The 24,097-nt window shown below is 33.1% G+C and carries 28 protein-coding genes and 1 pseudogene; 20 read left to right on the forward strand and 9 right to left on the reverse strand.

The genetic code is table 11. From position 1 onward, the window contains the following. Positions 1-55: 55 nt before the first annotated feature. From lpdA to NLJ00_RS16050, 4 genes are all read right to left on the reverse strand, one after another. Complete coding sequence (gene lpdA, locus NLJ00_RS16035) at positions 56-1,462, reverse strand: dihydrolipoyl dehydrogenase (RefSeq protein WP_256634534.1); 1,407 nt, start codon at positions 1,460-1,462, stop codon at positions 56-58. Positions 1,463-1,616: 154 nt separating this feature from the next. Further along, complete coding sequence (locus NLJ00_RS16040; protein WP_256634535.1) at positions 1,617-2,117, reverse strand: hypothetical protein; 501 nt, start codon at positions 2,115-2,117, stop codon at positions 1,617-1,619. A 59-nt stretch (positions 2,118-2,176) separates the two neighbouring features. Beyond that, a complete protein-coding gene (locus NLJ00_RS16045; protein WP_180859784.1) occupies positions 2,177-3,043 on the reverse strand; it encodes a chromate resistance protein ChrB domain-containing protein in 867 nt (288 codons plus the stop codon). Positions 3,044-3,058: 15 nt separating this feature from the next. Further along, positions 3,059-3,442, reverse strand: a complete 384-nt coding sequence (locus NLJ00_RS16050; protein ID WP_053472222.1) for a hypothetical protein — start codon at positions 3,440-3,442, stop codon at positions 3,059-3,061. Positions 3,443-3,652: 210 nt separating this feature from the next. On the opposite strand from NLJ00_RS16050, the gene galA reads away from it, so the two are divergent. Next, a complete protein-coding gene (gene galA / locus NLJ00_RS16055; protein ID WP_256634536.1) occupies positions 3,653-6,472 on the forward strand; it encodes a beta-galactosidase GalA in 2,820 nt (939 codons plus the stop codon). A gap of 152 nt (positions 6,473-6,624) precedes the next feature. On the opposite strand, the gene NLJ00_RS16060 is transcribed toward galA, so the two are convergent. Beyond that, on the reverse strand, positions 6,625-7,605 hold the full coding sequence (locus NLJ00_RS16060; protein ID WP_256634537.1) for an SMP-30/gluconolactonase/LRE family protein: 981 nt from the start codon (positions 7,603-7,605) through the stop codon (positions 6,625-6,627). 101 nt (positions 7,606-7,706) lie between these two features. After that, entirely contained in the window at positions 7,707-8,294 is a 588-nt protein-coding gene (locus NLJ00_RS16065) for a Crp/Fnr family transcriptional regulator (RefSeq protein WP_053472225.1), read from the reverse strand. Positions 8,295-8,539: 245 nt separating this feature from the next. On the opposite strand from NLJ00_RS16065, the gene NLJ00_RS16070 reads away from it, so the two are divergent. From NLJ00_RS16070 to NLJ00_RS16080, 3 genes are all read left to right on the forward strand, one after another. Next, positions 8,540-9,409: a helix-turn-helix domain-containing protein gene (locus NLJ00_RS16070; RefSeq protein ID WP_256634538.1), complete on the forward strand. Its 870-nt coding sequence runs from the start codon at positions 8,540-8,542 to the stop codon at positions 9,407-9,409. Positions 9,410-9,637: 228 nt separating this feature from the next. Beyond that, positions 9,638-10,042, forward strand: a complete 405-nt coding sequence (locus NLJ00_RS16075) for a cupin domain-containing protein (protein WP_053472227.1) — start codon at positions 9,638-9,640, stop codon at positions 10,040-10,042. 98 nt (positions 10,043-10,140) lie between these two features. Next, positions 10,141-11,196, forward strand: coding sequence for an NAD(P)-dependent alcohol dehydrogenase (locus NLJ00_RS16080; RefSeq protein WP_256634539.1), 1,056 nt, complete (start codon positions 10,141-10,143; stop codon positions 11,194-11,196). A gap of 152 nt (positions 11,197-11,348) precedes the next feature. On the opposite strand, the gene NLJ00_RS16085 is transcribed toward NLJ00_RS16080, so the two are convergent. Further along, positions 11,349-11,936, reverse strand: a complete 588-nt coding sequence (locus NLJ00_RS16085; RefSeq protein WP_256634540.1) for a DUF4142 domain-containing protein — start codon at positions 11,934-11,936, stop codon at positions 11,349-11,351. Positions 11,937-12,182: 246 nt separating this feature from the next. On the opposite strand from NLJ00_RS16085, the gene NLJ00_RS16090 reads away from it, so the two are divergent. The 11 genes from NLJ00_RS16090 (at position 12,183) to NLJ00_RS16140 (ending at position 18,247) form a co-directional block, all read left to right on the forward strand. Beyond that, a complete protein-coding gene (locus NLJ00_RS16090) occupies positions 12,183-12,677 on the forward strand; it encodes a hypothetical protein (protein ID WP_256634541.1) in 495 nt (164 codons plus the stop codon). A 73-nt stretch (positions 12,678-12,750) separates the two neighbouring features. Beyond that, positions 12,751-13,026, forward strand: a complete 276-nt coding sequence (locus NLJ00_RS16095) for a hypothetical protein (RefSeq protein ID WP_256634542.1) — start codon at positions 12,751-12,753, stop codon at positions 13,024-13,026. Between the two features lie 38 nt (positions 13,027-13,064). Next, entirely contained in the window at positions 13,065-13,439 is a 375-nt protein-coding gene (locus NLJ00_RS16100) for a hypothetical protein (RefSeq protein WP_256634543.1), read from the forward strand. Between the two features lie 50 nt (positions 13,440-13,489). Next, positions 13,490-13,936 carry a hypothetical protein gene (locus NLJ00_RS16105; RefSeq protein WP_256634544.1) on the forward strand — a complete coding sequence of 149 codons (447 nt, stop codon included), beginning with the start codon at positions 13,490-13,492 and terminating at the stop codon, positions 13,934-13,936. A 3-nt stretch (positions 13,937-13,939) separates the two neighbouring features. Continuing rightward, entirely contained in the window at positions 13,940-14,134 is a 195-nt protein-coding gene (locus tag NLJ00_RS16110; RefSeq protein WP_256634545.1) for a hypothetical protein, read from the forward strand. 46 nt (positions 14,135-14,180) lie between these two features. Continuing rightward, positions 14,181-14,873 carry a hypothetical protein gene (locus tag NLJ00_RS16115; RefSeq protein ID WP_256634546.1) on the forward strand — a complete coding sequence of 231 codons (693 nt, stop codon included), beginning with the start codon at positions 14,181-14,183 and terminating at the stop codon, positions 14,871-14,873. A 343-nt stretch (positions 14,874-15,216) separates the two neighbouring features. Then, entirely contained in the window at positions 15,217-15,456 is a 240-nt protein-coding gene (locus NLJ00_RS16120; RefSeq protein ID WP_256634547.1) for a DUF7218 family protein, read from the forward strand. Between the two features lie 136 nt (positions 15,457-15,592). Further along, positions 15,593-16,648, forward strand: coding sequence for a DNA topoisomerase IB (locus NLJ00_RS16125; protein WP_319800423.1), 1,056 nt, complete (start codon positions 15,593-15,595; stop codon positions 16,646-16,648). Positions 16,649-16,734: 86 nt separating this feature from the next. Next, a complete protein-coding gene (locus tag NLJ00_RS16130) occupies positions 16,735-16,896 on the forward strand; it encodes a DUF1328 family protein (protein WP_035644678.1) in 162 nt (53 codons plus the stop codon). Between the two features lie 88 nt (positions 16,897-16,984). After that, complete coding sequence (locus NLJ00_RS16135) at positions 16,985-17,632, forward strand: DUF5661 family protein (protein WP_256634549.1); 648 nt, start codon at positions 16,985-16,987, stop codon at positions 17,630-17,632. 204 nt (positions 17,633-17,836) lie between these two features. Beyond that, positions 17,837-18,247 carry a helix-turn-helix transcriptional regulator gene (locus NLJ00_RS16140; protein ID WP_256634550.1) on the forward strand — a complete coding sequence of 137 codons (411 nt, stop codon included), beginning with the start codon at positions 17,837-17,839 and terminating at the stop codon, positions 18,245-18,247. Between the two features lie 1,185 nt (positions 18,248-19,432). On the opposite strand, the gene NLJ00_RS16145 is transcribed toward NLJ00_RS16140, so the two are convergent. Beyond that, the gene (locus NLJ00_RS16145) at positions 19,433-19,981 is read right to left on the reverse strand and encodes a hypothetical protein (protein WP_180857951.1); all 549 of its coding nucleotides are present in this window, start codon (positions 19,979-19,981) and stop codon (positions 19,433-19,435) included. A 187-nt stretch (positions 19,982-20,168) separates the two neighbouring features. Here NLJ00_RS16145 and NLJ00_RS16150 point away from each other — a divergent pair, with 187 nt between their 5' ends. From NLJ00_RS16150 to NLJ00_RS16165, 4 genes and pseudogenes are all read left to right on the forward strand, one after another. Beyond that, positions 20,169-20,741: a YciE/YciF ferroxidase family protein gene (locus NLJ00_RS16150; protein ID WP_180857949.1), complete on the forward strand. Its 573-nt coding sequence runs from the start codon at positions 20,169-20,171 to the stop codon at positions 20,739-20,741. 77 nt (positions 20,742-20,818) lie between these two features. Next, positions 20,819-21,550, forward strand: coding sequence for a DNA-formamidopyrimidine glycosylase family protein (locus NLJ00_RS16155; RefSeq protein ID WP_053472238.1), 732 nt, complete (start codon positions 20,819-20,821; stop codon positions 21,548-21,550). Further along, positions 21,547-22,263: a DUF72 domain-containing protein gene (locus NLJ00_RS16160; protein ID WP_256634551.1), complete on the forward strand. Its 717-nt coding sequence runs from the start codon at positions 21,547-21,549 to the stop codon at positions 22,261-22,263. The genes NLJ00_RS16155 and NLJ00_RS16160 overlap by 4 nt, the downstream gene beginning before the upstream one ends. A 217-nt stretch (positions 22,264-22,480) precedes the next feature. Continuing rightward, positions 22,481-22,751: pseudogene (locus NLJ00_RS16165) on the forward strand (GIY-YIG nuclease family protein). A gap of 185 nt (positions 22,752-22,936) precedes the next feature. Here NLJ00_RS16165 and NLJ00_RS16170 read toward each other — a convergent pair. Continuing rightward, a complete protein-coding gene (locus tag NLJ00_RS16170; RefSeq protein ID WP_053472240.1) occupies positions 22,937-23,437 on the reverse strand; it encodes a pyridoxamine 5'-phosphate oxidase family protein in 501 nt (166 codons plus the stop codon). A gap of 210 nt (positions 23,438-23,647) precedes the next feature. Here NLJ00_RS16170 and NLJ00_RS16175 point away from each other — a divergent pair, with 210 nt between their 5' ends. Then, positions 23,648-24,079 (forward strand): response regulator, encoded by a 432-nt coding sequence (locus tag NLJ00_RS16175; protein WP_256634552.1) that lies wholly within the window; start codon positions 23,648-23,650, stop codon positions 24,077-24,079. The last annotated feature ends 18 nt before the right edge of the window (positions 24,080-24,097 follow it).

Consider the following 24,097-nt stretch of genomic DNA (forward strand, 5'->3'; position numbering starts at 1 on the left):
ATTAAGTACTGTAAAAACTTGAAACCTGAAACAAAGAAAACCTGAAACAAAAAACTTAAATATTAATAGCTCCCTGTCCGGAAGCAATCATATAGGCTTCTTTTAAAGTTTCAGAATAAGTTGGGTGAGCGTATGAAATTCTGAACATATCTTCGTCTGTAACTTCATATTCCATTCCGATGACGCCTTGAGCAATTAAATCTGCGGCTCGCGGGCCGATGACATGCATTCCTAAAAGTTCACCGTATTTTGGATCAGATAAGATTTTAGAAAAACCATCTTTTTCCATGGCGGCTCTCGCTCTTGCACTGGCTGAAAAAGGAAATTTTCCAACGCGATATTCAACTCCTTTTTCTTTCAGTTCTTCTTCGGTATAACCAACAGAAGCTACTTCAGGCCAAGTATAAACAACGCCCGGAATTAACTTGTAATTGATATGAGGTTTTTGTCCGTTAATAGTTTCGGCAACAAAAATCCCTTCCTCTTCGGCTTTGTGCGCCAGCATTGCTCCGGCAACAACATCGCCAATCGCATAAATATTTTCGGCTTTGGTTTGCAGTTTTTCGTTGGTAACGATTCGGCCTTTTGAGTCGACTTCGATATTGGTGTTTTCTAAACCTAAACCTTCTGTATACGGCTTTCTTCCTACAGCAACCAGACAATAATCAGCGGTAATTTCCTGTGGATTATTGGAAGCATCCAAAAAGCTGACCGTTGCATTTTTGCCGTTATTTTTAGCCGATTGTACTTTATGACTCAATAAAATCTTGATATTCTGTTTGGTAAATATCTTTTTAAGTTCTTTTCCAAGATCTTTATCCATTGTTGGAATCAGGCTGTCAAAATATTCTATTATCGTAATCTCAACGCCAATTCTGGCATAAATAGAAGCCATTTCTACACCAATTACGCCTCCGCCAATAATGACAATGCTTTTTGGCTTTTCAGGCAGTGAAAGTGCTTCTGTTGAAGTTATGATTCGTTGTTTGTCGATTTCAACGCCGGGAATTGTAGCTGGTTTTGAACCTGTTGCAATAATAAAATATGTCGAAGTAATTTTAGTTGAATTGCCATCGTTGTGTTTTACGCTGATTTCAGAATTACTTAAAAAAGAACCAATTCCCTCAAAAACTTCGATTTTGTTTTTCTTCATTAAAAAATTAAGTCCGGCAATATTCTGCTCGACAACTTCGCTTTTTCTTTTGATTAATTGTTTGAAATCTAAACTCAATTTTCCGGTTAGGATTCCGTGTGTTGCAAATTTGGTTTCTGCTGTATGATAATGTTCTGTGCTGTCCAGTAATGCTTTTGTAGGGATGCAGCCCACATTTGTACACGTACCACCCAAAGCTTTATATTTTTCTACAAGGGCAGTTTTATATCCAAGCTGTGAACAACGAATTGCTGATGCATAACCGCCGGGACCAGAACCAATAACAACGATATCAAATTTTGTTTCCATAATTGATTTTTTTAAATAGTTAAAAGAACATTAGACTTGAAACTTTAAGCAATCTATATGCCTTATTTTAAGTCGATGAAATTTAAGGATTTAAAATGTATTCTGGAAGTTAATTTATTGTATTTCGCTATCTTAAAAGTTGAATTCGTGATATTTAAAAAGCAATTCCAAACTGAAAACCAACCGTAAAAGAAGCTGGATGATCATTACCAAAACGAACAGGCAGCGGAACAGCTACAAAATAACTGCAGTTGTCACTTTTTATAACCGTTTTATTAAGTACAGGAGTTATGCCGTATCTACCGCTGCTTTCAAAAGCTGCTCTTCCGGCAAAAGTATAACCGTTTCCAAGAGCCACTAAAACACCGGGATGAAATAGTAAATTGGTTACTTTATCGCTGTCTCCCTGCACTCTAATGTTGGGAACAACTTCAAATGAAAAACCTATCTTTTGACTCTTCCAGATATTGATTCCGGTAGGGAAACCAACAGCATAATAATCTCTAAAATTTACAGTAGTTTGTTCGCTGCTAAAAGTGGCAATAGGATGCATGATTCCAAAATATCCTGTAATTTTTGGATAAACAGTTTGAGAAAATGAATTGAAACTGAAAGTAAATAAAGCGATTACGAAAATGTGTTTAAATGAAATCATGATTAGTTTTGTTAATTAAAAAACAAAACTATCGACAATGTAAATTTATAAATAGAATGCTATTTACCTTTTGTATCTGAATTACTTTTCAAGGCATTTTTTCTATAAGAAGAAGGATTTTTTCCTGTTTGAAGTTTAAAAATTCGGGTAAAATGACTTTGATCTGAAAATCCCGTCATATAAGCAATTTCGGTTAGAGTATAAGTCGAATTCTGAATCAAGTTGATAGCTTTTTCAATTCGCAGTTTTCGAACATATTCACCAAAATTTAAATCTTCAAAATATTTAGAAAATTCCCTTGATAAATAAGAAGGGTTTAATTCTAAATCATTAGAGATTTTTTTTAAATCAAAAGTAAACTGCGCATCAATTTGATCCTGAATGATGTTCTTTAATTCTTTAACCCATAAAGGCGTTTTTTGACTGCTTTTTTTCTCAATTAAAAACTTGTTATATACCTCGTGAAGTAAATTTTCGAACGGGCTGTTTTGCAAATGATTTTGTTTGTACAAATGTTTTGCCCAGCTGTACAATGCATCGTAGAGCTTTAATCCGGTTTCTAATAATTCGGTATCGTTTGTAATATTATGCGAAAGTCCGGCAGAAATTGCCCAGAGTCCGGCGGCTTCTTTAGCAAGATCGTGGCGGTCCGTATCGGCGCCGCGAACAATTTTTGCCATAATTAAAACCGCTGGATCAGCAATTTGATATTTTTTTATAATGTAATCAAACGTACATTCTTCATTATAATGCGTAAATTCTACATCTGGAATATCAAACGGAATCGCATCTAATTCTTTCGCTTTCGCTGCAACTTCACTAAACGGAACATAAATAAATTCGGCATCGGCATCAACAAAATTTTTGATCAGCCACGGACAGGCAATTCTATCAATTTTAGGCCTTTCACGGGTGATCCATTTCATTTGGCAAGCTTAAAATTAATCGTTTTCATTCGAAGTTTTCTTTACACCTCCAAAACTCGTTTTCATCAATTCTCTAATTTGAAATTGTGTTTTGTTTCGGGTTACACTTTTCCATTGGTCAAAATCATAAATATGAATTTGATCAGCATAAGGATTAGTTACAAAGAAAAGTCTTGATATGGAATATTTATAATATTTTAATTCATGCGAAATGTGGCGGTCGGGTACGACAATAAGAATCGTATCCCAATCCAGAAAATTTTGGGGAACATCATCTCTTTCAGTTAATCCAAGAGATTCAAAAAAGGCCAATATCTTTTGATCATTATTCTTATCGATCTTTTCATCGATACGTTTAATGGTGCTAAGAAGCTTTTTTTCATCTTTAATAACACTCATAATTATCTCTGTTTTTTTAAATTTTTATATAAAATTACATCAAATCAGAATCATTTAAAAAAGTATAGCCAATAGAATGATTCTAAATTTTTTAATCACCATTTTCAAACAGATTATTAGAACTTATTGTATATCTTTTGATAAAATACTATTAAGTAAAGTCCTTTTTATACCCTAATTTTATCGTTCTAACTTTACCAAACCACGTTTATGAAAATTGTTTCCGTTCAAAGAATTTTTCTGTCTGTCAGTTTTTTGCTTTCCTGTTTGGCTTTCGCCCAAAATAAATCAGAAAGAGAATTGATTTTAATGGATAAAGACTGGCGTTTTTCGTTTGGTCATTTATACGATACAGAAAAGGATTTTGGACACGCAACGGGATATTTTTCATACTTAACCAAAACCGGATTTGGCGATGGCCCGGCGGCAAAAGATTTTGATGACCGCGCCTGGAGAAAATTAGATTTACCTCACGATTGGGCTGTTGAACAAGAATTTAGTGAAAAAGGAAGTTTCAGCCACGGATTTAAAACCGCAGGAAAAGGTTTTCCGGAGAAAAGCATTGGCTGGTACCGAAAAAAAATCAATATTACGGAAACCGATAATGGCAAAATTATCAGTCTAAAATTTGACGGTGTTTTTAGAAATTCAAAAGTTTTTTTTAACGGATATTATCTCGGAACTGAACAAAGCGGTTATAACGGATTTGAATATGATGTAACGGCTTACGTCAATTATGGCGGAGAAAATACAATTGTTGTTCGTGCCGATGCATCAATGGAAGAAGGTTGGTTTTATGAAGGTGCGGGGATTTACAGACATGTTTATTTACAGAAAACAAATCCGGTTCATGTTGCAGCAAACGGAACTTATGTAACTTCTCAACTTAAAAATAACAGTACTAATGTTATTGCAGATGTTACGATTGAAAACAAAGGAAATTATAAAGGATCAATTGAAATTGTTCAGACTGTTTTGGATCCTCAAAATAAACAAGTCGCCAATTTTTCTGAAAATATAGTAGCTCCTGAATTTTATCAGACAATTAAGCATAGCTCCAAATTATATGTTGAAAATCCGCTTTTGTGGAGTATTGAATCGCCGAATTTATATCATTTAGTGACGCAGATTAAGCAAAATGGAAAAGTAATTGACGATTATGAAACCACTTTTGGAATTCGAACGATTGAGTTTGATCCGGAAAATGGTTTTTTTCTTAACGGAAAACCTTTAAAATTAAAAGGAACCAATAATCATCAGGATCATGCGGGAATTGGAACGGCGCTTTCAGATGAAATTCAGTATTATAGAATTAAAAAACTGAAAGAAATGGGTTCGAATGCGTATCGCTGTTCGCATCATCCGCCAACTCCTGAATTGCTGAAAGCTTGTGATGAACTGGGAATGCTTGTAATTGATGAAACGCGTTTAATGGGAATTAACGATTATCATTTGAATGATTTAAAGCGAATGATGGAACGTGACCGAAATCATCCGAGTATTTTTTGCTGGTCGGTAGGAAATGAAGAGTGGAATGTTGAAGGCAATATTGTGGGCGAACGTATTACGAATGTGATGCAGAATTTTGCTAAAAGCATCGACCCAACAAGACCTGTAACAGTAGGAATTAGCAGTGGATTTAAAAGCGGAATTTCGTCTGTAGTGGAAATTATGGGTTATAATTATCTTGGAAACGGAGATATCGATACACACCGAAATCAGTTTAAAAGCCAACCCGGAATGGGAACGGAGGAAGGTTCGACTTTTGCAACGCGTGGAATTTATTTTACAGATGATGCCAAACATTATCAAAGCGCTTACGATAGAAAACCTCGCCCAAGTTTTTACAGCATTGAAGAAGGCTGGAAGTTTTATGCCGAAAGATCTTATCTAGCCGGAATGTTCATCTGGACAGGTTTTGATTATCGCGGCGAACCTACGCCATATGGATGGCCGTCGGTAACTTCGTATTTCGGAATGATGGATGTTTGCGGTTTCCCGAAAGACAATGTGTTTTATTTAAAATCGTGGTGGAGAACCGAGCCTATTCTGCACATTATGCCGCATTGGAACTGGAGTGGAATGGAAGGTAAAGAAATTGATGTCTGGGTAAATTCTAATTGTGATGAAGTAGAACTTTTATTAAACAAAAAAAGTCTCGGCAAAAAGAAAATGCAGCAAAACAGCCATTTAGAATGGAAAGTAAATTATGCGCCGGGAACTCTGGAAGCAATTGGATTTAAAAACGGAAAAAAAGTATTAAGCGAAATTCAAAAAACAACCGGAAAAGCTGAAAATATTAAACTTTCGGTTGATAAAGAAAATGTACCAAATTCAAAAAATACGGTTGTCACAGTTGAGGTTACAGACAAAAATGGTCTGCATGTTCCAACTTCAAATGATGAAATTACCTTTTCTATAAAAGGCGGAAAAATTTTGGGAGTAGGAAACGGGGATCCAACTTCTTTAGAAAAAGATCAGTTTCTTGATGCTATTTCGCTGGTTCAAATAACTAATTTTCAGGAACAAAAAGGGGTAACGGCTACTTTGCCTCAGGAATTACAAAATTATCCCGAAAGCGATTGGAAAACCGCTTTTAAAGATCGGTATTACAAAAATCAAGCGCCATCTTATATTTACAGAGGTGAATTTGAATTAAAAAACAATTTGGCATCAAGTATTGTGAGTTTCTTTTACAAGAAAATTGGATTAGAAACAGTGGTTTTTATCAACGGAAATAAAGTAAATGCAAGTGCTGAAGATTCTCAAAAGTATATTTTGGATTCGGCAATTTTGAAAGAAGGTAAAAACACAATTCATGTCGTAGCAACTCCGCTTCAAAAAATAAAAGACTGGGATGTAATGAATACAGATCCCGGAATTATTCAGGTAATAACGCCATCTGAGCCTTGGAAAAGAAAACTTTTTAATGGATACGCTCAAATAATTATCCAAAAAGAGGAAAGCGCTAAAGAAGTTATTTTATCCGCTTCCGCGAAAGGATTACGAGCTGCAAGTTTGAAGAATTAAGATTTAACCGCAAAGAGCGCAAAGATTTACGCAAAGTTCGCTAAGTTTTTTTTAGCTGGAGTGAAAGAATCTCGCAAAGCCGCAAGGACGCAAAGTTTTATTTTCTTTGCGTGCTTTGCGTAAATCTTTGCGCTCTTTGCGGTTATAAAAAACTATTTTATTCTCTGAATATCGTAAGAAGACTGCGTTTTATCTCCGCCCAATAATTTCCCCAATTTAGAACTTATTACATAAACATTTCCGTCAGAAGCCAAAGCTGCAGTTGTTGGAAAATCTTCTTTACCAATAGTAGTTTCACTAATTTTTGAAGCGCTTTTCCAGTTATTGCTACTTGAAAAAGTATAAGTTTTACCTAAAGCCAATCCGTTTTCAACAACAACTAAATTATTGTTTTTGTCTAATTCAATTCCGTCAGGCGCGCTGAAAGCTGCTCCTGTAACTTCAGTAATAATGGAAGGATTAGAAATTGAAATTTTAAACAATTTAAAATCATCTGTTTTTACAGCCAGTAAATAACCATCAGGATGAAAAACAATTCCGTTTAAACCAAATTGATTTGGCGCGGGTTTGAATAATTCATTCGTAACAAATAAAGATGCTGTAAAACTCGTATCAATTTTATAGATGTTCGGAGAAAAAGAATCGGTAATATAAATATTTCCCTCAGTATCTACCGCAATATCATTTAGACACGATCCGGCATTTGGAGTGAAATTTTTCAAATTGATTTCCTTAATCAATGCGCCCGAAGTAAGGTTAAAAATACTTACTGTAGCAATTGTTCCGGCGCTTGTGGCAGTACTTTTTTGTGAAATTCCCAAATCGGCATTAGCCACAATTAATCGGTTTCTGGTTTCATCCGTATAAATTCCTGTTGGCAGAACCAATTTATTGCTTGTAGCAAAAACTGTCGTTTCACCTTTTGGGTTCATTGCATAAACGGCACCTTTATACAACGAACTGAATAAGAATTTTTCATTTTTAGAATCATAATCAATTCCTTCAGGATAAAGACCAATATCTGTTACGGTATATTTGCTTTGAAGAGAAACAGAAACTGAGGCAGGCTTTTTTTCACTGTCGCAAGCAGCAAAAAGAATAGAAAAAGCGGTAATTAAAATTGTATTTTTCATTTTTATTGAATTGAAATTATTTGTCCTTATTGACAATGCAAATCTGGGACAGAACAAGAAAAATAAAAATGAACTGGTTTAGGAAATTCGGTTAAACTAGTTTAACTTTTTGAGGTTTTTCGATTGCGTATTTTACTCAAATACTCGGTGCTAAAACCAAGATAAGAAGCCAAAGCATATTGCGGAACACGTTTAGCGATTTCAGCATATTTGCTCATAAATTCATCATAACGTTCTTCTGCAGTTTTTGTAAAATTGGATAAAAGTCTTTTTTGCTGAAAAGCAAGCGAACGCTGTGTTATAATACGCTCGAATTTTTCAAGTTTTGGGATTTCGCGTAGAAATTTCTGCTCATCTTCATATTCAATCTGAATCAAAACGGAATCTTCTAATGCTTCCACAAACAAAGTAGCAGGTTCCTGATAAATTAAACTGCTGTAATCAGAAATCCACCAATCTTCAATGGCAAATGATAAGGTGTGTTCTTTTCCTTCATTATCGACTAAATAACCTCTAAAAGCACCTTTTACAACATAGCTTTTATGTTTGCATACAAATCCCGGCTGTACAATAAATTGCCTTTTCTTTACTTTGGTAATTTTCAAAAAAGTAGCCAGATGCTTTTTTTCATCATCTGTCAAATCAACATATCTTGAAACGTAGTCTATAACGGGCAGTAAATCCTTCATGTAAACAAAGATAAAGAGTTTTTGTTTCAGATTTGACGTTTTCTTTGTTTCAAGTTTATCTAACCGCAAAGAGCGCTAAGGTTGCGCGAAGCACACAAAGAAAATAAAACTTTGCGACCTTGCGACTTTGCGAGATTTATTCATTCCAATAAAAAACCTTGCGACCTTTGCGGTTAAAACTTAAAACTTGAAACCTGAAACAAAAAAAACAAAAAACTAATATTTGATTTTCATAACTTTGCAAAATGAATAATCAATCAGAAACTCAGAATTGCGATTTTACTTCAGATTTAAAACTGAAGGGCTTTAAGGTATATCAGATCAACGGAGATTTAAGTAAAATTCCGGTTTACAGCCGCAGGGATTTTTACAAAATCTGCATCAATACGAGTAAAAGTATCATACAATATGCCGACCGCGGAATAGAAACCGACGGAACTATTTTGTTTTTTGGTAATCCAATTATTCCATATTCTTGGGAAACCGTTTCTGAAGGTTATGAAGGTTATGCCTGCGTTTTTACAGAAGAATTTCTGAGAGCAAAAGACCGTTCAGAAACACTTCACGAATCACCTTTGTTTAAAATAGGAGGAACGCCAATTTTTTCTTTAAATGCTGAACAAAAGGTTTTTATAGATTCATTGTTTCAAAAGATGATCCAGGAATATGAAACCGATTATGTTTTTAAAGATGACTTAATGCGTAGTTATGTCAACTTGATTATTCATGAATCGATGAAAATGCAGCCGTCAGATAATTTCTTTAAACATAGAAATGCATCTGCGAGAATTACCTCTTTATTTTTAGAATTATTAGAAAGACAGTTTCCAATCGAAACTAAAAACGAACCGCTGGCTTTAAAAACGCCGCAGGATTATGCACAAAGTCTTGCTGTACATGTAAACCATTTAAACCGTTCTGTAAAAGAAGTTACAGGAAAACCAACAACGGCGCATATTACAGAAAGAGTTATCAATGAAGCAAAAGCTTTGTTACAGCATACTGACTGGAGTATTTCGGATATTGGTTATTCGCTTGGATTTGAATATCCGAGTTATTTTAATAATTATTTTAAAAGACTTACAGGAACGGTTCCAAAATCGTTAAGAATGTAAATTGTTTCAATTTCATAATTTTTTGTTTGAATATTGTTATTTCCGGAAAGCATTCCTTTCCTAATTTTGCCTTTGAAATTACGATACTAAATAAGTTATCAGTTTTCAGCAAACTAAATAAATACTTCATAAAGCGGATCCTAGCTTTCTAAATTTAGTTTATAATTCTGATAATGAATAATATAAGTAGTTTTAAATAAAGTCAATCTCAAAAAAATAACTAAATTTATGTCAACAAATTATTCAGCCGTTATCGAAGAAGGAAAAGTCCCTAGTGCATATATGACGGGCGACGTTTCGTACAAGAAGCAAAGCAGTGATATTCATCCTGAAAATACTGTTATTAAGGAAGTTACTTTTGAACCTTGCGCAAGAAGCAACTGGCATAGCAATGCAAGTCTGCACATGCTTATTGCAAAGAATGGAGTAGGTTATTACCAGGAAAGAGGAAGCGCAGTTCGTATACTTCTTAAAGATGAAGTAGTTACGATTCTGCCGGGTGTAGAACACTGGTATGGAGCAACTCCGTTTGACAAGTTCTCTTATGTTGCCATTATCACAGAAATTGATAAAGGCCACGGAACATGGTTAGAAAAAGTAACCGATGGAGAGTATTTCGTTTTGAGTCACTAAGTTTCTAAGATGCTAAGGGACTAAGTTTTCTAAAACTTGAAACTTGAAACAAAGAAAACCTGAAACAAACCAAAACCTGAAACAAAAAAACAAACTATATGGAAACAAAAAACATAAAAGCCTTTGGTACTGAAGCTGCGGAAGCGCCATTAAAAACCTTAGACATTCAGCGTCGTGCGGTACAGGCACACGATGTTGAAATTGAAATTTTGTATTGCGGAATCTGCCACTCTGATTTACACTCAGCCAGAAACGAATGGCACGGAACGATTTATCCAATTGTTCCCGGACATGAAATTGTAGGCCGAATTGTAAAAGTAGGTGATCACGTGAAAAATTTCACAGTTGGCGAACTTGCAGGAGTAGGTTGTATGGTTGATTCATGCAGAGAATGTGACAATTGCAAAAACGATTTAGAACAATATTGTGATGAAGGAAGTATTTTAACTTTCAATTCTCCAGACAAACATTTAGGCGGAATCCAGACTTTTGGAGGTTATTCTCAAAGTATTGTAGTTGATGAAAGTTTTGTATTGCATATTTCAGATAAATTAGATCTTGCCGGAGTTGCACCTTTATTATGTGCCGGAATCACAACTTATTCTCCACTAAAACACTGGAATGTTGGCCCTGGTCAAAAAGTTGGAATTGTTGGAATTGGTGGTTTAGGCCACATGGGAATCAAATTAGCAAAAGCTATGGGCGCTCATGTTGTTGTATTTACAACTAATTTATCTAAAACAGAAGATGCAAAGCGTTTAGGTGCAGATGAGGTAGTTTTATCTACAGATGCTGAACAAATGGCTAAACATGCAAAAAGCCTGAATTTTATTTTAGACTGCGTTTCTGCTGAACATAGCATCGATTCATATCTAAATTTATTAAAAGTAGACGGAACATTGACTTTAGTTGGAGCACCAATGGATCCACTTCCTGTAACATCATTCAGTCTTATATTAGGAAGAAGAAGTTTTGCAGGTTCTGCTATTGGCGGAATTGCCGAAACTCAGGAAATGTTAGACTTTTGCGCAGAACACAATATTACAGCTGATATTGAAGTAATTGGCGTAAATGACGTAAACAACGCTTACGAAAGATTATTAAAAGGAGATATCAAATATCGTTTTGTAATTGATATGGCTTCTTTAAAATAAGTTGCTAAGGTTCTAAGATGCTAAGACTCTAAGTTTTTTTCTTAGCATCTTAGAACCTTAGTATCTTAGCACCTTTAAAAAAACAAAACCCCTCAAGCAATTCAACTCTTGAGGGGTTTCTTAAAAATAAATAATAACCAATTAAATTTATTTTACTTTTTGTCCAGATTTTGTTTCAGCAATTTGGCATGTTCTAAATGTGCTGTTAATCCTGCGATATTATTTGAGGCCCAAAGTTTAACATCTTCATCGTGTGCATCTTTTGCTGCTTTTTGAAGTTTGTCAATTGCTTTTTGGTGACCGTCGATCATCATATCGGCGAATTTTTTATCAAAATCAAGACCTGATTTTTCGTTTAGTTTGTTGTATTCTTCTTGTCCTTCTTCAGTAAGTGAACTTGGCAGTGTAAAGTTTTTAGCTTTTGCTAAAGCACTTACTTCAGATGCTGATTTAGTATGCTCATCAACAAGCATTTTACCAAATTTTTTCACTTCGGCATTGGTACTTTTTTGCTGTGCCAATTTTCCTATTTCGATTTCAGCCAGGTTAATTTCAGCCTGATCTACTAAAAATTCAGAATCATCTTCTTTACTGTCAATAGAGTCAAATTTGGCTTCATTAGCATCTTCTGCAACTTCTTTTGGATCTTCTTGTTTTACTTCATTTTTACAAGAGTTAAGGAATAAAATAATAAGTCCTGCTCCTAAAATTGCTTTACTGGCTAATAATATCTTTTTCATGATTTAATAGTTTAAATGTTATGATGTAAAATTATTGAGAAGTTACAGGAATGTCTTACAGGATTTTTAGAGATTGTTATATGATTTGGATGCTGAATGATAAACCAGTATTTATACGTATTATTTGATTTTAATTTATTGGTATACTTGCTACATTAATTTTGCTATTATGGATTTCCATAAATAAGGTTAATTATAAAGTTGAATATTTGTCTTTTAAATTATTATAAACTTTAAAACATTAATATGAAGAAAATTTTATTCCCTCTAATTATCATAATGTTCATTTCTTGTAATAGCAAAAAAAGTGATAATGTGACTATAGTTGAAAAAGACACTGTTCAAGAAAAACAAATTGTAGTTAATCTTAAACAAATCGCTGGAAAAAAGAAAACAGAAGTAGACAAGGTTCTTGGGAAACTTGATAGGGTGGAACCATTTTCTGAAAGAAGTACACCTTGTAAAAATATTCCATGTGAGAAGGCTTATTATAAAAAAGATAAATATGAAATTATATTTATCAACGAAAAAGCTGATTGGATAACAATTCATAATTTATCAGAATATGATTTGACCGAAGATAACATTGAGATATTCGGACTTCCTGTTACTACACCAGAATTTAGTAATCCACAAGATCTAATAAGATGGAAAGATATAGAGGGCATAAATGAAATTAATATTTTTAATGATGGGTCAGGCAAAATTTCTTATGCATATATAAAGGTAGAAACAGAATAAAAGCGAATTTTTAAATTAAATTAAGTTTGAACTATTGTATTTTCGCCTAATAAAAACATAGAAAATTATATTTATGACAGCAGTAAAAAAGATTCTCGGTATTCTTTTAATTATAATAGGAGCACTACTTTCACTTTCCTTGATTGTGGGTATATTAAAAGCATTAATGCAAAGTATCGGAGTATTGGGGAAATCTACTTATGAAGGAATAGGATTTCTTTTCGGAACTTTCATTATGATGGTAATATTTGGTATTATAATTTACTTTATTTTCAAGTACGGTTTTAAGTTTTTAAAAACAAAAGCTTTACCGCAAGATACTATTGATGACATTGGTTTAACCAAATAATATAAGCCTTTACTAATATGAGAATAATCAAAATATTTTTGATCTTACTATTTTTAGGATTTTCTTTTATTTACCTAAATTATTTTTCATCGTTTGTTATGCCTTGGGATAGAGAGGAAGCCATTGAGGCTGCTTTAAGCTGGGGAAAATTAGATAAGCTTCCTAAAGATGCAGATATCACTCATATGGAAAAACGAGGAAGTATTTTTACCAGACAATTCATTATTGAATTTACGAGTTCTGAATCTGAAATAAAAAACTGGATTTTAAAAAGTAAAGGATTTAAAGGTGTTGAGCCAGAAATAAAAGATGGAACTAAGATATATGAAATTCATCCAAAGGATCTGGAATCATATGGAGGCCGAGTGAAAATAAAAGGAAATACAGTATATATTAATATGAGTTGGAGTTAATTTTATATTTTCACATCATCAAAAACAAACATTTTTTAAATTATACCTAAATGAAAACTAAATCTATTACATCTTTAGCTCGTATTTTATTCTTATCCACTTTTATTTTTTGTTGTGCTGTGTCAACTTCAACGGCACAAAATTTGACTTTTAATCCAAGGAAAACAGACAATGGCTTAATTTTCGGTTCCCTTACTTTTCCTGCTGAAAAAGCTAAATTTCATGGATATTTTATGTTAATAAGTTACAAGTCTACTGATCCTAAGTTATCCAGAAAATATTCAAAAGAAGAGCATTTTATTCCTGCACAGATTACAAGAATGAGACACAAAGGAGATTTAGATGGCGGATTGACATATCTTTTTGCAGTTGAAAAGCCTGAAGGAGAGTATGTAATTACAAATATTAGGCTTTTTACAAATAGTGGTTTTGCAGTTCTTCAGAGAAACGGTAACATCAATGGTTTTTCAATTCCTTTTAAAGTAACCAAAGGATAGATTTTGTATGTTGGGAATATTCAATTTGATGAAGTTGCTTTGAAAAATGATGTTAAAGACATTAAAGAAATTATTAAGTATCAAAATAATTTTGAAAAAGATCTTGCCGGAATTAAAAAAGCAGAACCATTTGTTTATTGGGATGCAGCAAAAAAGGATGATTCAATTCAAATTTCTTATGAAGAAGTGGTACAATAATGAATCAACATTATTGTAATCTTACTAAAAATCACCTTAGAACAAAATGAAAAAACTCCTCGTTTCCTTATTATTCCTTGTAAATCTTACAGTTTCCGCGCAAGCGTATTTTCCGGGTTTTGATGATTTATTTTTGGGTAATAATACAGATGAATCACTTTTTAGTCCAGAACTCAATTATTTTAGAGATGGATTAAAAGTAACAAGTAAATTGTTATTCATTAAAGATTTGCAAACATCTTCCTCGAGATCTGCCGCATTTTATAGTTTTCAAGTTATCCCCAGATCTGATTTGGAGTATGATTTTTTAAATAGTGGTGTATTTTTAAAATTCAATGTAAATACTAAAGAAAAATATCCATCATTTGATGTTATTTTCAATGAATTTGTAAATGAAGATAAAGAAAGCGGAAACGGAAGAATCGATTTATACAATAAAGGACTTTCTATATTATTTAGTGAAACGGATGTAAAAGTATTTGATTTTCAAAAAAAGACCACTCTAAAAGACTTTAAAGCAGAGTTTTTAATCTCAGATATTGAATACAAAATTGATAAGACAAACTTAGAAATTGTCTTTAAAGGAAGTTTTACAACTGATATTAATATTAAAGGAAAGAAGATTAAAAAAGAAATTCTCTCAAAATTAACTTTAAATGCAGATAAAGAAGGTTTTGGTATTTCTTACATGGATCCAAAAAGCAATAAGAAAAAATATATAGTTGAGAAAGATATATAGTCAACAAGAATATTAAATAACAAAATCCCATTCGAAAGAATGGGATTTTTTGTTTTTAGCGCAACACTATTTGTCATTTCGACGGAGGAGAAATCGCACTCGTATATCGACAAAGATTGGCGCTTTTTCTTTGCGTCCCAAGACTTCGGGATAGTGTGAATTCTCCTCCGTCTAAACCATAAGATTGCGAATAATCTAAAATCTGCAATCTAAAATCTAAAATAATCTAAAGTCTACAATCTTAATTATGAAAGTTATAACGATAATTGTATAACAGAAAAATCTTTCTTTTTGGGAACTTTGATATAACCATACAACAATTACTAACCTAATTTTTTAAGTTATGCCAGATCCAAGAATTAAAAATGAAGCACAATACGAGGCTCTTTTAAATAAGGGATACAGTAAAGAGAAATCGGCGCGTATAGCAAATACGCCAGATGCAGGAGAAAAAGGCGGAAAAGCAAGGCCTTATGAAGAATGGACAAAAGATGAACTTTATCAACAAGCCAGAAAAGTAGGCGTTTCCGGACGTTCTTACATGAATAAAAAAAGTTTGATTAAATCACTCAGAACTAATTAAAATAAATACCGCAGATTTCGCAGATTCTCTCAGATTATGGAGATGAAAAGAATGAAAAAGGAAAAATCTTTGAATCTGTGAAATCTGCGGCAAAAAAAGAAAAACGACCATGAATACCGCCAGAACCCAAAAACTAATGACACAACTAATTAAAACACCGCATTTGGTGTTAGAAAAATTAGAATTAGTTTATGTAAACAATCAAAATTTACCAATTGAAAGATGCCAGGGAGATGATGGTTTTATTTATAAAAAAAACGGACGCTGTATTAAGCAAAAAAGCGAAATAAAGCGTTTTAACAGCTTGGTTTTACCGCCGGCGTGGGTAAATGTAAAAATATCCGACTTATCAAACGGGCATTTACAAGCGGTAGGCTTAGATGTTAAAAACAGAAAACAATATCGATATCATCCAAAATGGAATTTAATTCGCAATCAAACCAAGTTTTACAAAATTGCAGAATTCGGACAAAAGCTTCCTTCTATACGAAAACAAGTGGATATCGATTTAGAACAAAAAGAATGGTCGAAAGAAAAAGTAATTGCACTTGTGATTCGGTTAATGGAAGAAACGCATATCCGAATTGGAAATGAAAAATACGCGAAAGACAACAAATCGTACGGACTTTCGACTTTGCGAAAAAGACACATCAACATCAATAAAAATTCCCTCCGATTTGAATTCATCGGAAAAAAAGGAAAACAGCACACCATTACCACAAGAAACAAACAATTAATCAAATTGGTAAGCCGCTGTGAGGAAATTCCGGGTTGGGAAGTTTTTAAATATTACGATAAAAACGGCGAAAGAAAGGTTTTAGACAGTCATATGGTCAATGAATATCTGCACAATATTTCGGGCGAATATTTCAGTGCCAAAGACTTTAGAACCTGGGCCGCCTCAATTATATTCTTTGAAAGTTTAATGGAACTAGGCGTTACATCAGACGAAAAAGAAATCAAAAAAAACATTGTTCAGGCTTATGATGCCACAGCAGAAGCGTTGGGAAACACAAGAAATGTGTGCAAGAATTATTACGTTCATCCCTTGTTGGTCACAACTTACGAAGACGGATCAATTCAGCCCTATTTTGATAAAGTAAAAAAGAGCCGAAGCACAAAAAAATACTTTTCAAGAAGCGAAAGTGCCTTTGCAGAACTGATCGAGAATTATCAGGTCAGTTTACTGTAATTAAAATCTAAGAGTTAATGCACCTCTTTCAAAAGCATAAAGTTTAAAAAACAAACAAAATCAGTATTAACTAAAAATCAATTATTATGTTACGATGGACAGTCATATTTATTATTCTGGCAATTATTGCGGGAATATTTGGTTTTGGTGGAATTGCCGCTGGAGCCGCTAGTATAGCAAAAATTTTATTTTTCATATTCTTAGTGTTGTTTATTATTTCGCTGATAAGCGGAAGAAGAAGTGTTTAACACTAGGATTCAGTAAAATAAGAACGAAATCAAAAACGGCACATATATCTCGGTAAATGTGTCGTTTATCTTTTAAAAATATCAAATTATGGGAACTAAAAGCGGAGCTTACCAGGACGTTTACATTAAACGACAAGACGAAATGGTAAGTTTGAAAAACGATGTAACAGATTTTTGCGAAAAATACATCAAACCTGTACATCCGGAAAACTGGGATTGGACAACACGTGATTTCGAAAATCCCGAAAACGATCCAACAATTGCCGAAGCAAGAGCCGTGGCAAATGTGGTTTACAAAGATTTACTAGACGGAAAACAAACCGATGTTGATCTTTCGACAATGGATAATGTCGAAGCAATTAAGGCTTATTTGAACCCAGAAAGCAAGCATGCTGATTTTAATATGGAAGAATTTGCTTTTGCTTTAAAAGTCGAACTCGAACACGGAAAAATCAGAGATGTAAACGTAACCAACAATCATCCTTTTTTAACGGCAATGATTGCATTGGCACACATGACCGAAAGCCTGACGTATTATAAACGCCTTAAGGTGATGGAAGCCGAAGGCGAAATTTATGAGATTATGCGTAAAATAGAAAGCTCAGAATCAGGAAAAGAAGAGTGGTACAAAGAATTAGGCAAAGCCGAACAGGAATTAGCAGAGGCAAAGGAAGGACTTGTAGAACGTTTACAAAAAATGGATGATATTCCGGTTCTGGAAAAAATAGGAGATTAGCATTTTAAAGACATAAAAAAAGCCGTTAAGTTTATTCTTAACGGTTTTTTTATTTTAAAATAATTTGTCTGAAAAATTGTATTTTTGCTCATAATGTAAATTTGCCCAATTCTGGAAACGGAGCATTTTATCAGTATCGTACTTGAAAAATCTAGTATCATACATATTTTTTATTTTTTTACTTCAAATTATTATCTTTGAATTATGAGCACACAAACAAGATCAAACCATATAGGGCGAAAAATAAGCCGTCTTCGTGAACTAAAAGACATGAAACAAGAAGCGCTTGCGCAAGCTTTAGGAACCAGCCAGCAAACGATTTCTGCAATTGAAAACAGCGAAACAGTTGATGAAGAAAAATTGATTGAAATTGCAAAAGTTTTGGGCTTGAGCGTGGAAGCAATTAAAAATTTCTCTGAAGAAGCAGTGTTTACTTATTTTAATACTTTTTACGATAATAGTCAAGGAACTGTTGGAAATTACAATACGTGCAATTTTAATCCGCTTGATAAATTAATGGAATCTGTAGAACAAAATAAAAGTTTATATGAACGTTTATTAGAATCTGAAAGAGAAAAAATATCTTATTTAGAGAAATTATTGAATTCAAAATAAGATTTAAATCATAAAAAAGGGCTGTTTCAAAAATTGAACAGCCCTTTTTATTTATATATTTCTTGTTCCGTAGGAACATCTCGTTGGTAGAAAAATTAATATTGTTATCATAGTTTACGTTCCGTAGAAACGTTTGATTTTGACATCGTTTTTTTATAATCTAACATTTCAAATGTTCCTACGGAACGTAAATATAGCAGAACTCTTTTTCTTCTACCAATGAAACATTCCTAACGGAATGATAGCTGGATATCAAAAAGCAACAATTTTTGTTTTTATATTTCTTGTTCCGTAGGAACATCTCGTTGGTAGAAAAATTAATATTGTTATCATAGTTTACGTTCCGTAGGAACGTTTGATTTTTCTATAATTTTTAATAATCCAGCGGTTCAAACGTTCCTACGGAACGTAAATATAGCAGAACTCTATTTTTTTTCTACCAATGAAACATTCCTAACGGAATGATAACTGGATATCAAAAAGCAATAATTTTTGTTTTTATATATTTCTTGTTCCGAAGGAACATTTCGTCGGTAGAAAAATTATATTTTATTATGGTTTACGTTCCATAGGAACGTTTGATTTTCTATAATTTTTAATAATCCAACGCTTCAACGTTCCTACGGAACGTAAATCTTACTGAACTCTATTTTTTTTCTACCGATGAAACATTCCTAACGGAATGATAGCTGGATATGAAAAAGCAACAATTTTTGTTTTTATATATTTTTTGTTCCGTAGGAACATCTCGTTGGTAGAAAAATTAATATTGTTATCATAGTTTACGTTCCGTAGGAACGTTTGATTTTGACATCGTTTTTTTATAATCTAACATTTCAAATGTTCCTACGGAACATAAATGCTACTCATTTCATGTTTTTTCTACCAATGAGACATTCCTAACGGAATGAAAGCTGGATATGAAAAAGCAACTATTTTTGTTTTTATATATTACTTGTTCCGTAGGAACATTTCATTGGTAGAAAATTAGTTTGTTATCCATTTTTACGTTCCGTAGGAACGTTTGATTTTGCAATTTTTTTCTACCAAATGAGACATTCCTAACGGAATGATAACTGGACGGAATAATAAATGATTTTCATTAAAAACAAATAAAATAATTTATACAAAAAGAGCTGTTTCGACTTTTGAAACAGCTCTTTTTTCTTTCAATCTTCCAAAAAATTACAATCTTCTTTTATCTTCTTCTGTATAATCATCGTCTTCCTGAACATCGTCTTCAATATATTCGCTGTCTTCTTCTTCCTCATCGTCGTCAATGTCCTCTAAATCCTCTTCGGTTTCATTAAAGTTGTTTTCAAAAGTATCAGCAGGATTATCAAATTCATCGTTTTCGACCTTATCAAGTTCTTGTTCATCTAAGTCTTCTTCGATATACTCATCCTCATCTTCCTCATCAAAATCATCTTCATCTTCTAAAACAACTTCATAAATATCATCATTGTTGTCTTCAAGATCTCTGTCTTTATGGAAATCATCATCTAAATCATCCAAATCGTCGTCGTAAACGCCCGATCTCTCATCAGGATTAGGTTTGTTAGGGTTATGGCCATTTCGAACCGTATAACCACGTTCTGCGTCTTCTGAGCGGCTGTTTTGAGTTTCTTTCGTATTTAAATCATAAAGTTCCTCATTCATAACCGTATTTCTATCTGAATCTGGACTTCCCGGATCTTTCGGAAAAGTACCATTTCTATTATCTGTAGTGTTCATGATGTTAATTTTAAATAGTTATATATACAAATCTAATTCTCAATCATAAAGATTTTCTTATAGAATTACTAAATCTAATTGCATAATTAACAGATGTTTAGAATGAAATTTAATTAAAGAATCATATAACCTTACTGGTAATCAAGAAAGTAATTTTATCAAACTATTAATCATAAAAATTATTACCATGAAAACTACGGATGATAAGAAAAGTACTGGAACAAAAGAAACAGTAAAAAGAGGAGTAACAAAACCAAAATCGAATGCTGCGGCAGGATTATCAGAATTATTTGAAGATAGTTTAAAAGATATTTACTGGGCAGAAAAAGCATTAACCAAAGCATTGCCAACAATGGCTAAAAATGCTACTTCTGCAGAATTAATCGACGCTATTAATAACCATTTAACCGAAACAGAAGAACACGTAACGCGTTTAGAAAAGGTTTTTGAACTAATTGGTAAAAAAGCTACTGCTAAAAAATGCGATGCAATGGAAGGTTTAATCGAAGAAGGAAAAGGAATTCTTGAAGAAACAGAAATTGGTGTGGTTCGCGATGCCGGAATTATTGCTGCCAGTCAAAAAATCGAACATTATGAAATTGCCACTTACGGAACTTTAAGACAGTTTGCCGAAACGCTGGGTTATGAAGAAGCCGCAGCTTTATTAGAGCAAACACTTGATGAAGAAAAAGGAGCTGATAAACTACTTACAGAAGTTGCTGTAAATGCTGTAAATCTTGAAGCTGCAGAAGCAGAATAAAGTTTAAAATAGTATATAAAAAGTGCAGTTTCTAAAAAACTGCACTTTTTTTTCATTAAAAATTTAAAACTAAAGTTATGCCCGAAGGTCCGTCAATATTGATTCTAAAAGAAGAAGTGCACCAATTTGCAGGAAAAAAAGTAATTGAAGTTTCTGGAAACGCCAGTATAGATCTGGAGCGTTTAAGGGATAAAACGCTATTATCTTTTAAAACCTGGGGAAAACATTTCCTGATTTGTTTTGAAGATTTTACCGTTAAAATTCATTTAATGATGTTTGGAACCTACAGAATCAACGAAAAAAAAGATACTGCACCAAGGTTGCATTTAGGTTTTTCGAGCGGAGAAATCAACTTTTATACCTGTTCAGTAAAGATTTTAGAAGGACAAATAAATCAATATTACGATTGGAGCGCAGATGTTTTAAATGAAAATTGGGACCCAAAAAAAGCAAAACGAAGTCTGGATAAAATCCCAAATGAAATGATTTGCGATGCTGTTTTAGATCAAAATATATTTTCGGGAGTGGGGAATATTATCAAAAATGAAGTTTTGTACCGATGTTTTATTCATCCTGAATCTTTGGTTGGAAAAATTCCGCCGGAAAAGTTAGATGAACTTATAGCCGAATGTTCGATTTATAGTTTTGAATTTTTGTATTGGAAAAAGAAATTTGAACTCAAAAAACATTGGCTTGCTTATTCGCAAAAAGAATGCAAAAGATGCAATTTGCCCATCATAAAAGAACCGACAGGGAAGAAAAACCGTCGAAGTTTTTACTGCAATAACTGCCAACAGCTTCACAAATGAAAAATGAAATTTTAATAGGATGCTCAAGTTACAATAATCGCTATTGGAAGGGAATTTTCTACCCTGACAATCTGACATACTCGAAATGGTTTGAGTTTTATTCCCAGTACTTTAGCACGTATGAGTTCAACGGAAGCTTTTATAAGTTTCCAACGCTTAGAATCCTCACGAACTGGTACAATAAAGCACCGGAAAATTTTCTTTTTTCGGTAAAAGCACCCAAAGAAATTACTCATATCAAACAATTTTCAGATTGTGAAAATCTAATTTCAGAATTTTATAATGTCTGCGAAAATGGTTTAAAAGAAAAGCTGGCTTGTGTGCTTTTTCAGTTTCCGCCGAGTTATTATTTTACTTCAGAAAGATTGAAACAAATTATCAGTAATTTGGATTTAAAATTTAAAAACGTAATTGAATTTCGCCATAAAACCTGGTGGAATCAAGAGGTTTGGGATGCTTTTATGGAAAATAATATCACATTTTGCAGTGTAAGTCACCCGCAATTACCAGAGACTATTTTTAAAGATTTTCCGCTGGTTTACATTCGGTTACACGGAGTTCCTAATATGTTTTACTCCAGTTATTCAGTTGAAGAATTACTTCAGATAAAAGCTGCAAATAATTTAAAATCAGGATTTATATATTTTAATAATACAGCAAGCGAAGCAGGGATTTTGAATGCTTTAGAGATGAAGAGGATTATGCAGTTTTGATAATCGCATAGTTTTGTCATTTCGACTGAAAGGAGAAATCGCACTAGTATATCTACAAAGATTTAGATATAGTTTTGTCATTTCGACTGAAAGGAGAAATCGCACTAGTATATCGGCAAAGATTGGCGACTTTCTATGTGGATATACTAGTGCGATTTCTCCTTTCGTCGAAATGACAAACTAAATATTAAAATAAGTATATTCGCGTTAAAAAAAAATGAATACCAAAATTGGCTTTCACTGCTATTATGTTTATATAATTACAAATCAAAACCGTTCGACTTTCTACATTGGAGTAACCAACAAAAGTGAATTCCTTTGCCGCAAAATACTATATTGAATCCTTAGTTTATTACGAAAAATTTACCTGGATTCAAGAAGCAATCGCAAGAGAGAAAGAATTGAAAAAATGGAGAAGAGATAAAAAACTTGAATTGATTAAAGAGTTTAATCCGAATTTTGAATTCCTTAATTATCATTTTGTATAAGTTTGTCATTTCGACTGAAAGGAGAAATCGCACTAGTGTATCGGTAAAGATTGGCGACTTTCTATGAGGAATTACTCGTGCGATTTCTCCTTTCAGTCGAAATGACAAAACTATGTCTTAATCTTTGTCGATGTACTAGTGCGATTTCTCCTTCGTCGAAATGACATAAAATGAGAATATTTCTTTTACAACTTCAAATTCCCTTCAATACCGTCATCCATAACTTTCCCGGTAACAAAAGCTGCGGTCATTTTTGCAATAGCTACAATTTTACCGTTTTTGTTGTTCCAGTAATAACCATCTTCCGGCGTTACGGTAATCACGCTTAAATTGGGATCATCTTCACCGCCCGGCATCCATACTTTCACAATTGGATCGTATAATTCTTTGATTGTTTCCCTGTCGTACGAAATAGTTGCCGTTCCATGTATCGTCAGGAATTTATCGTGCGGTTCAGAGAAGAATAACTCAACTTGCGGATTCATCGTAATCTCTGCATTATGAGTACTGTTTCGGTCAGATAAAAACCAAAGACGTCCCAAATCATCTACTTTTTGAACAGACATTGGTCGTGACTGCAGTCTGTAGCTGTCGTAAGTGCAAAACATGCACGTTTTTATGTTTTCTGCTAATTCTTTGATTTTATCAGCAGCTAAATTTTCTGTAAGGTCTTTATGATCTCCCATGGCTCTATAATTTTTATATTTAATATTTTGATTCAAAGCGTTAAAACGCTGTATAACAAAATTGAGATTTTTGCCATGGAATGGCTTACAGAATTATATTTTTAAATTATTATATTTCAATTAACCGATTTTGTGAGAATTTCTAAACAAATTGTTTTATTTCGCCAATTTTAACTATCTTTGGACAAACAGATTTACCCAAAATTACATATGAAAGAATGGACGATATTCTACACTGATGATGATGAAGACGATTTAAGCATATTTACAGACGCTGTAGAGTCATTATCACAAGAAATTAACCTCCAGACTTACTCAGGTGGAGAAAAGCTCTTAAATGCCGTTTATAATCCGCCGCCAACTCCCACTGTCATTTTCTTAGATTTGAATATGCCGGGAAAAAACGGTTTTGATGTATTAAACGAGCTGAAAGGTTCTAAAGAAAAAAGTGATATTCCTGTGATTATCTTTTCAACATCAAATGAACCTGGTATTATTGAAAAATGTCTTAATCTGGGCGCAAATTATTTTATTACAAAGCCGGTTTTAATGAAAGATATCATAAAATCGATAGAACATTCGCTTACCATAAACTGGAAAGAATTTGTTCCGGACAAAAAGACTTTTGTGTACAAATTGTAGTTAAACTTAAAACATAGA

Origin of the sequence: Flavobacterium panici (assembly GCF_024499525.1) — a bacterium.
Taxonomy (GTDB): domain Bacteria; phylum Bacteroidota; class Bacteroidia; order Flavobacteriales; family Flavobacteriaceae; genus Flavobacterium; species Flavobacterium panici.

Bases quoted from the DNA above. Each gene is read 5' to 3' on its own strand.
- lpdA (WP_256634534.1), bottom strand. From the start codon at position 1,462: ATGGAAACAAAATTTGATATCGTTGTTATTGGTTCTGGTCCCGGCGGT.
- NLJ00_RS16040 (WP_256634535.1), bottom strand. From the start codon at position 2,117: ATGATTTCATTTAAACACATTTTCGTAATCGCTTTATTTACTTTCAGT.
- NLJ00_RS16045 (WP_180859784.1), bottom strand. From the start codon at position 3,043: ATGAAATGGATCACCCGTGAAAGGCCTAAAATTGATAGAATTGCCTGT.
- NLJ00_RS16050 (WP_053472222.1), bottom strand. From the start codon at position 3,442: ATGAGTGTTATTAAAGATGAAAAAAAGCTTCTTAGCACCATTAAACGT.
- galA (WP_256634536.1), top strand. From the start codon at position 3,653: ATGAAAATTGTTTCCGTTCAAAGAATTTTTCTGTCTGTCAGTTTTTTG.
- NLJ00_RS16060 (WP_256634537.1), bottom strand. From the start codon at position 7,605: ATGAAAAATACAATTTTAATTACCGCTTTTTCTATTCTTTTTGCTGCT.
- NLJ00_RS16065 (WP_053472225.1), bottom strand. From the start codon at position 8,294: ATGAAGGATTTACTGCCCGTTATAGACTACGTTTCAAGATATGTTGAT.
- NLJ00_RS16070 (WP_256634538.1), top strand. From the start codon at position 8,540: ATGAATAATCAATCAGAAACTCAGAATTGCGATTTTACTTCAGATTTA.
- NLJ00_RS16075 (WP_053472227.1), top strand. From the start codon at position 9,638: ATGTCAACAAATTATTCAGCCGTTATCGAAGAAGGAAAAGTCCCTAGT.
- NLJ00_RS16080 (WP_256634539.1), top strand. From the start codon at position 10,141: ATGGAAACAAAAAACATAAAAGCCTTTGGTACTGAAGCTGCGGAAGCG.
- NLJ00_RS16085 (WP_256634540.1), bottom strand. From the start codon at position 11,936: ATGAAAAAGATATTATTAGCCAGTAAAGCAATTTTAGGAGCAGGACTT.
- NLJ00_RS16090 (WP_256634541.1), top strand. From the start codon at position 12,183: ATGAAGAAAATTTTATTCCCTCTAATTATCATAATGTTCATTTCTTGT.
- NLJ00_RS16095 (WP_256634542.1), top strand. From the start codon at position 12,751: ATGACAGCAGTAAAAAAGATTCTCGGTATTCTTTTAATTATAATAGGA.
- NLJ00_RS16105 (WP_256634544.1), top strand. From the start codon at position 13,490: ATGAAAACTAAATCTATTACATCTTTAGCTCGTATTTTATTCTTATCC.
- NLJ00_RS16115 (WP_256634546.1), top strand. From the start codon at position 14,181: ATGAAAAAACTCCTCGTTTCCTTATTATTCCTTGTAAATCTTACAGTT.
- NLJ00_RS16120 (WP_256634547.1), top strand. From the start codon at position 15,217: ATGCCAGATCCAAGAATTAAAAATGAAGCACAATACGAGGCTCTTTTA.
- NLJ00_RS16125 (WP_319800423.1), top strand. From the start codon at position 15,593: ATGACACAACTAATTAAAACACCGCATTTGGTGTTAGAAAAATTAGAA.
- NLJ00_RS16130 (WP_035644678.1), top strand. From the start codon at position 16,735: ATGTTACGATGGACAGTCATATTTATTATTCTGGCAATTATTGCGGGA.
- NLJ00_RS16135 (WP_256634549.1), top strand. From the start codon at position 16,985: ATGGGAACTAAAAGCGGAGCTTACCAGGACGTTTACATTAAACGACAA.
- NLJ00_RS16140 (WP_256634550.1), top strand. From the start codon at position 17,837: ATGAGCACACAAACAAGATCAAACCATATAGGGCGAAAAATAAGCCGT.
- NLJ00_RS16145 (WP_180857951.1), bottom strand. From the start codon at position 19,981: ATGAACACTACAGATAATAGAAATGGTACTTTTCCGAAAGATCCGGGA.
- NLJ00_RS16150 (WP_180857949.1), top strand. From the start codon at position 20,169: ATGAAAACTACGGATGATAAGAAAAGTACTGGAACAAAAGAAACAGTA.
- NLJ00_RS16155 (WP_053472238.1), top strand. From the start codon at position 20,819: ATGCCCGAAGGTCCGTCAATATTGATTCTAAAAGAAGAAGTGCACCAA.
- NLJ00_RS16160 (WP_256634551.1), top strand. From the start codon at position 21,547: ATGAAAAATGAAATTTTAATAGGATGCTCAAGTTACAATAATCGCTAT.
- NLJ00_RS16170 (WP_053472240.1), bottom strand. From the start codon at position 23,437: ATGGGAGATCATAAAGACCTTACAGAAAATTTAGCTGCTGATAAAATC.
- NLJ00_RS16175 (WP_256634552.1), top strand. From the start codon at position 23,648: ATGAAAGAATGGACGATATTCTACACTGATGATGATGAAGACGATTTA.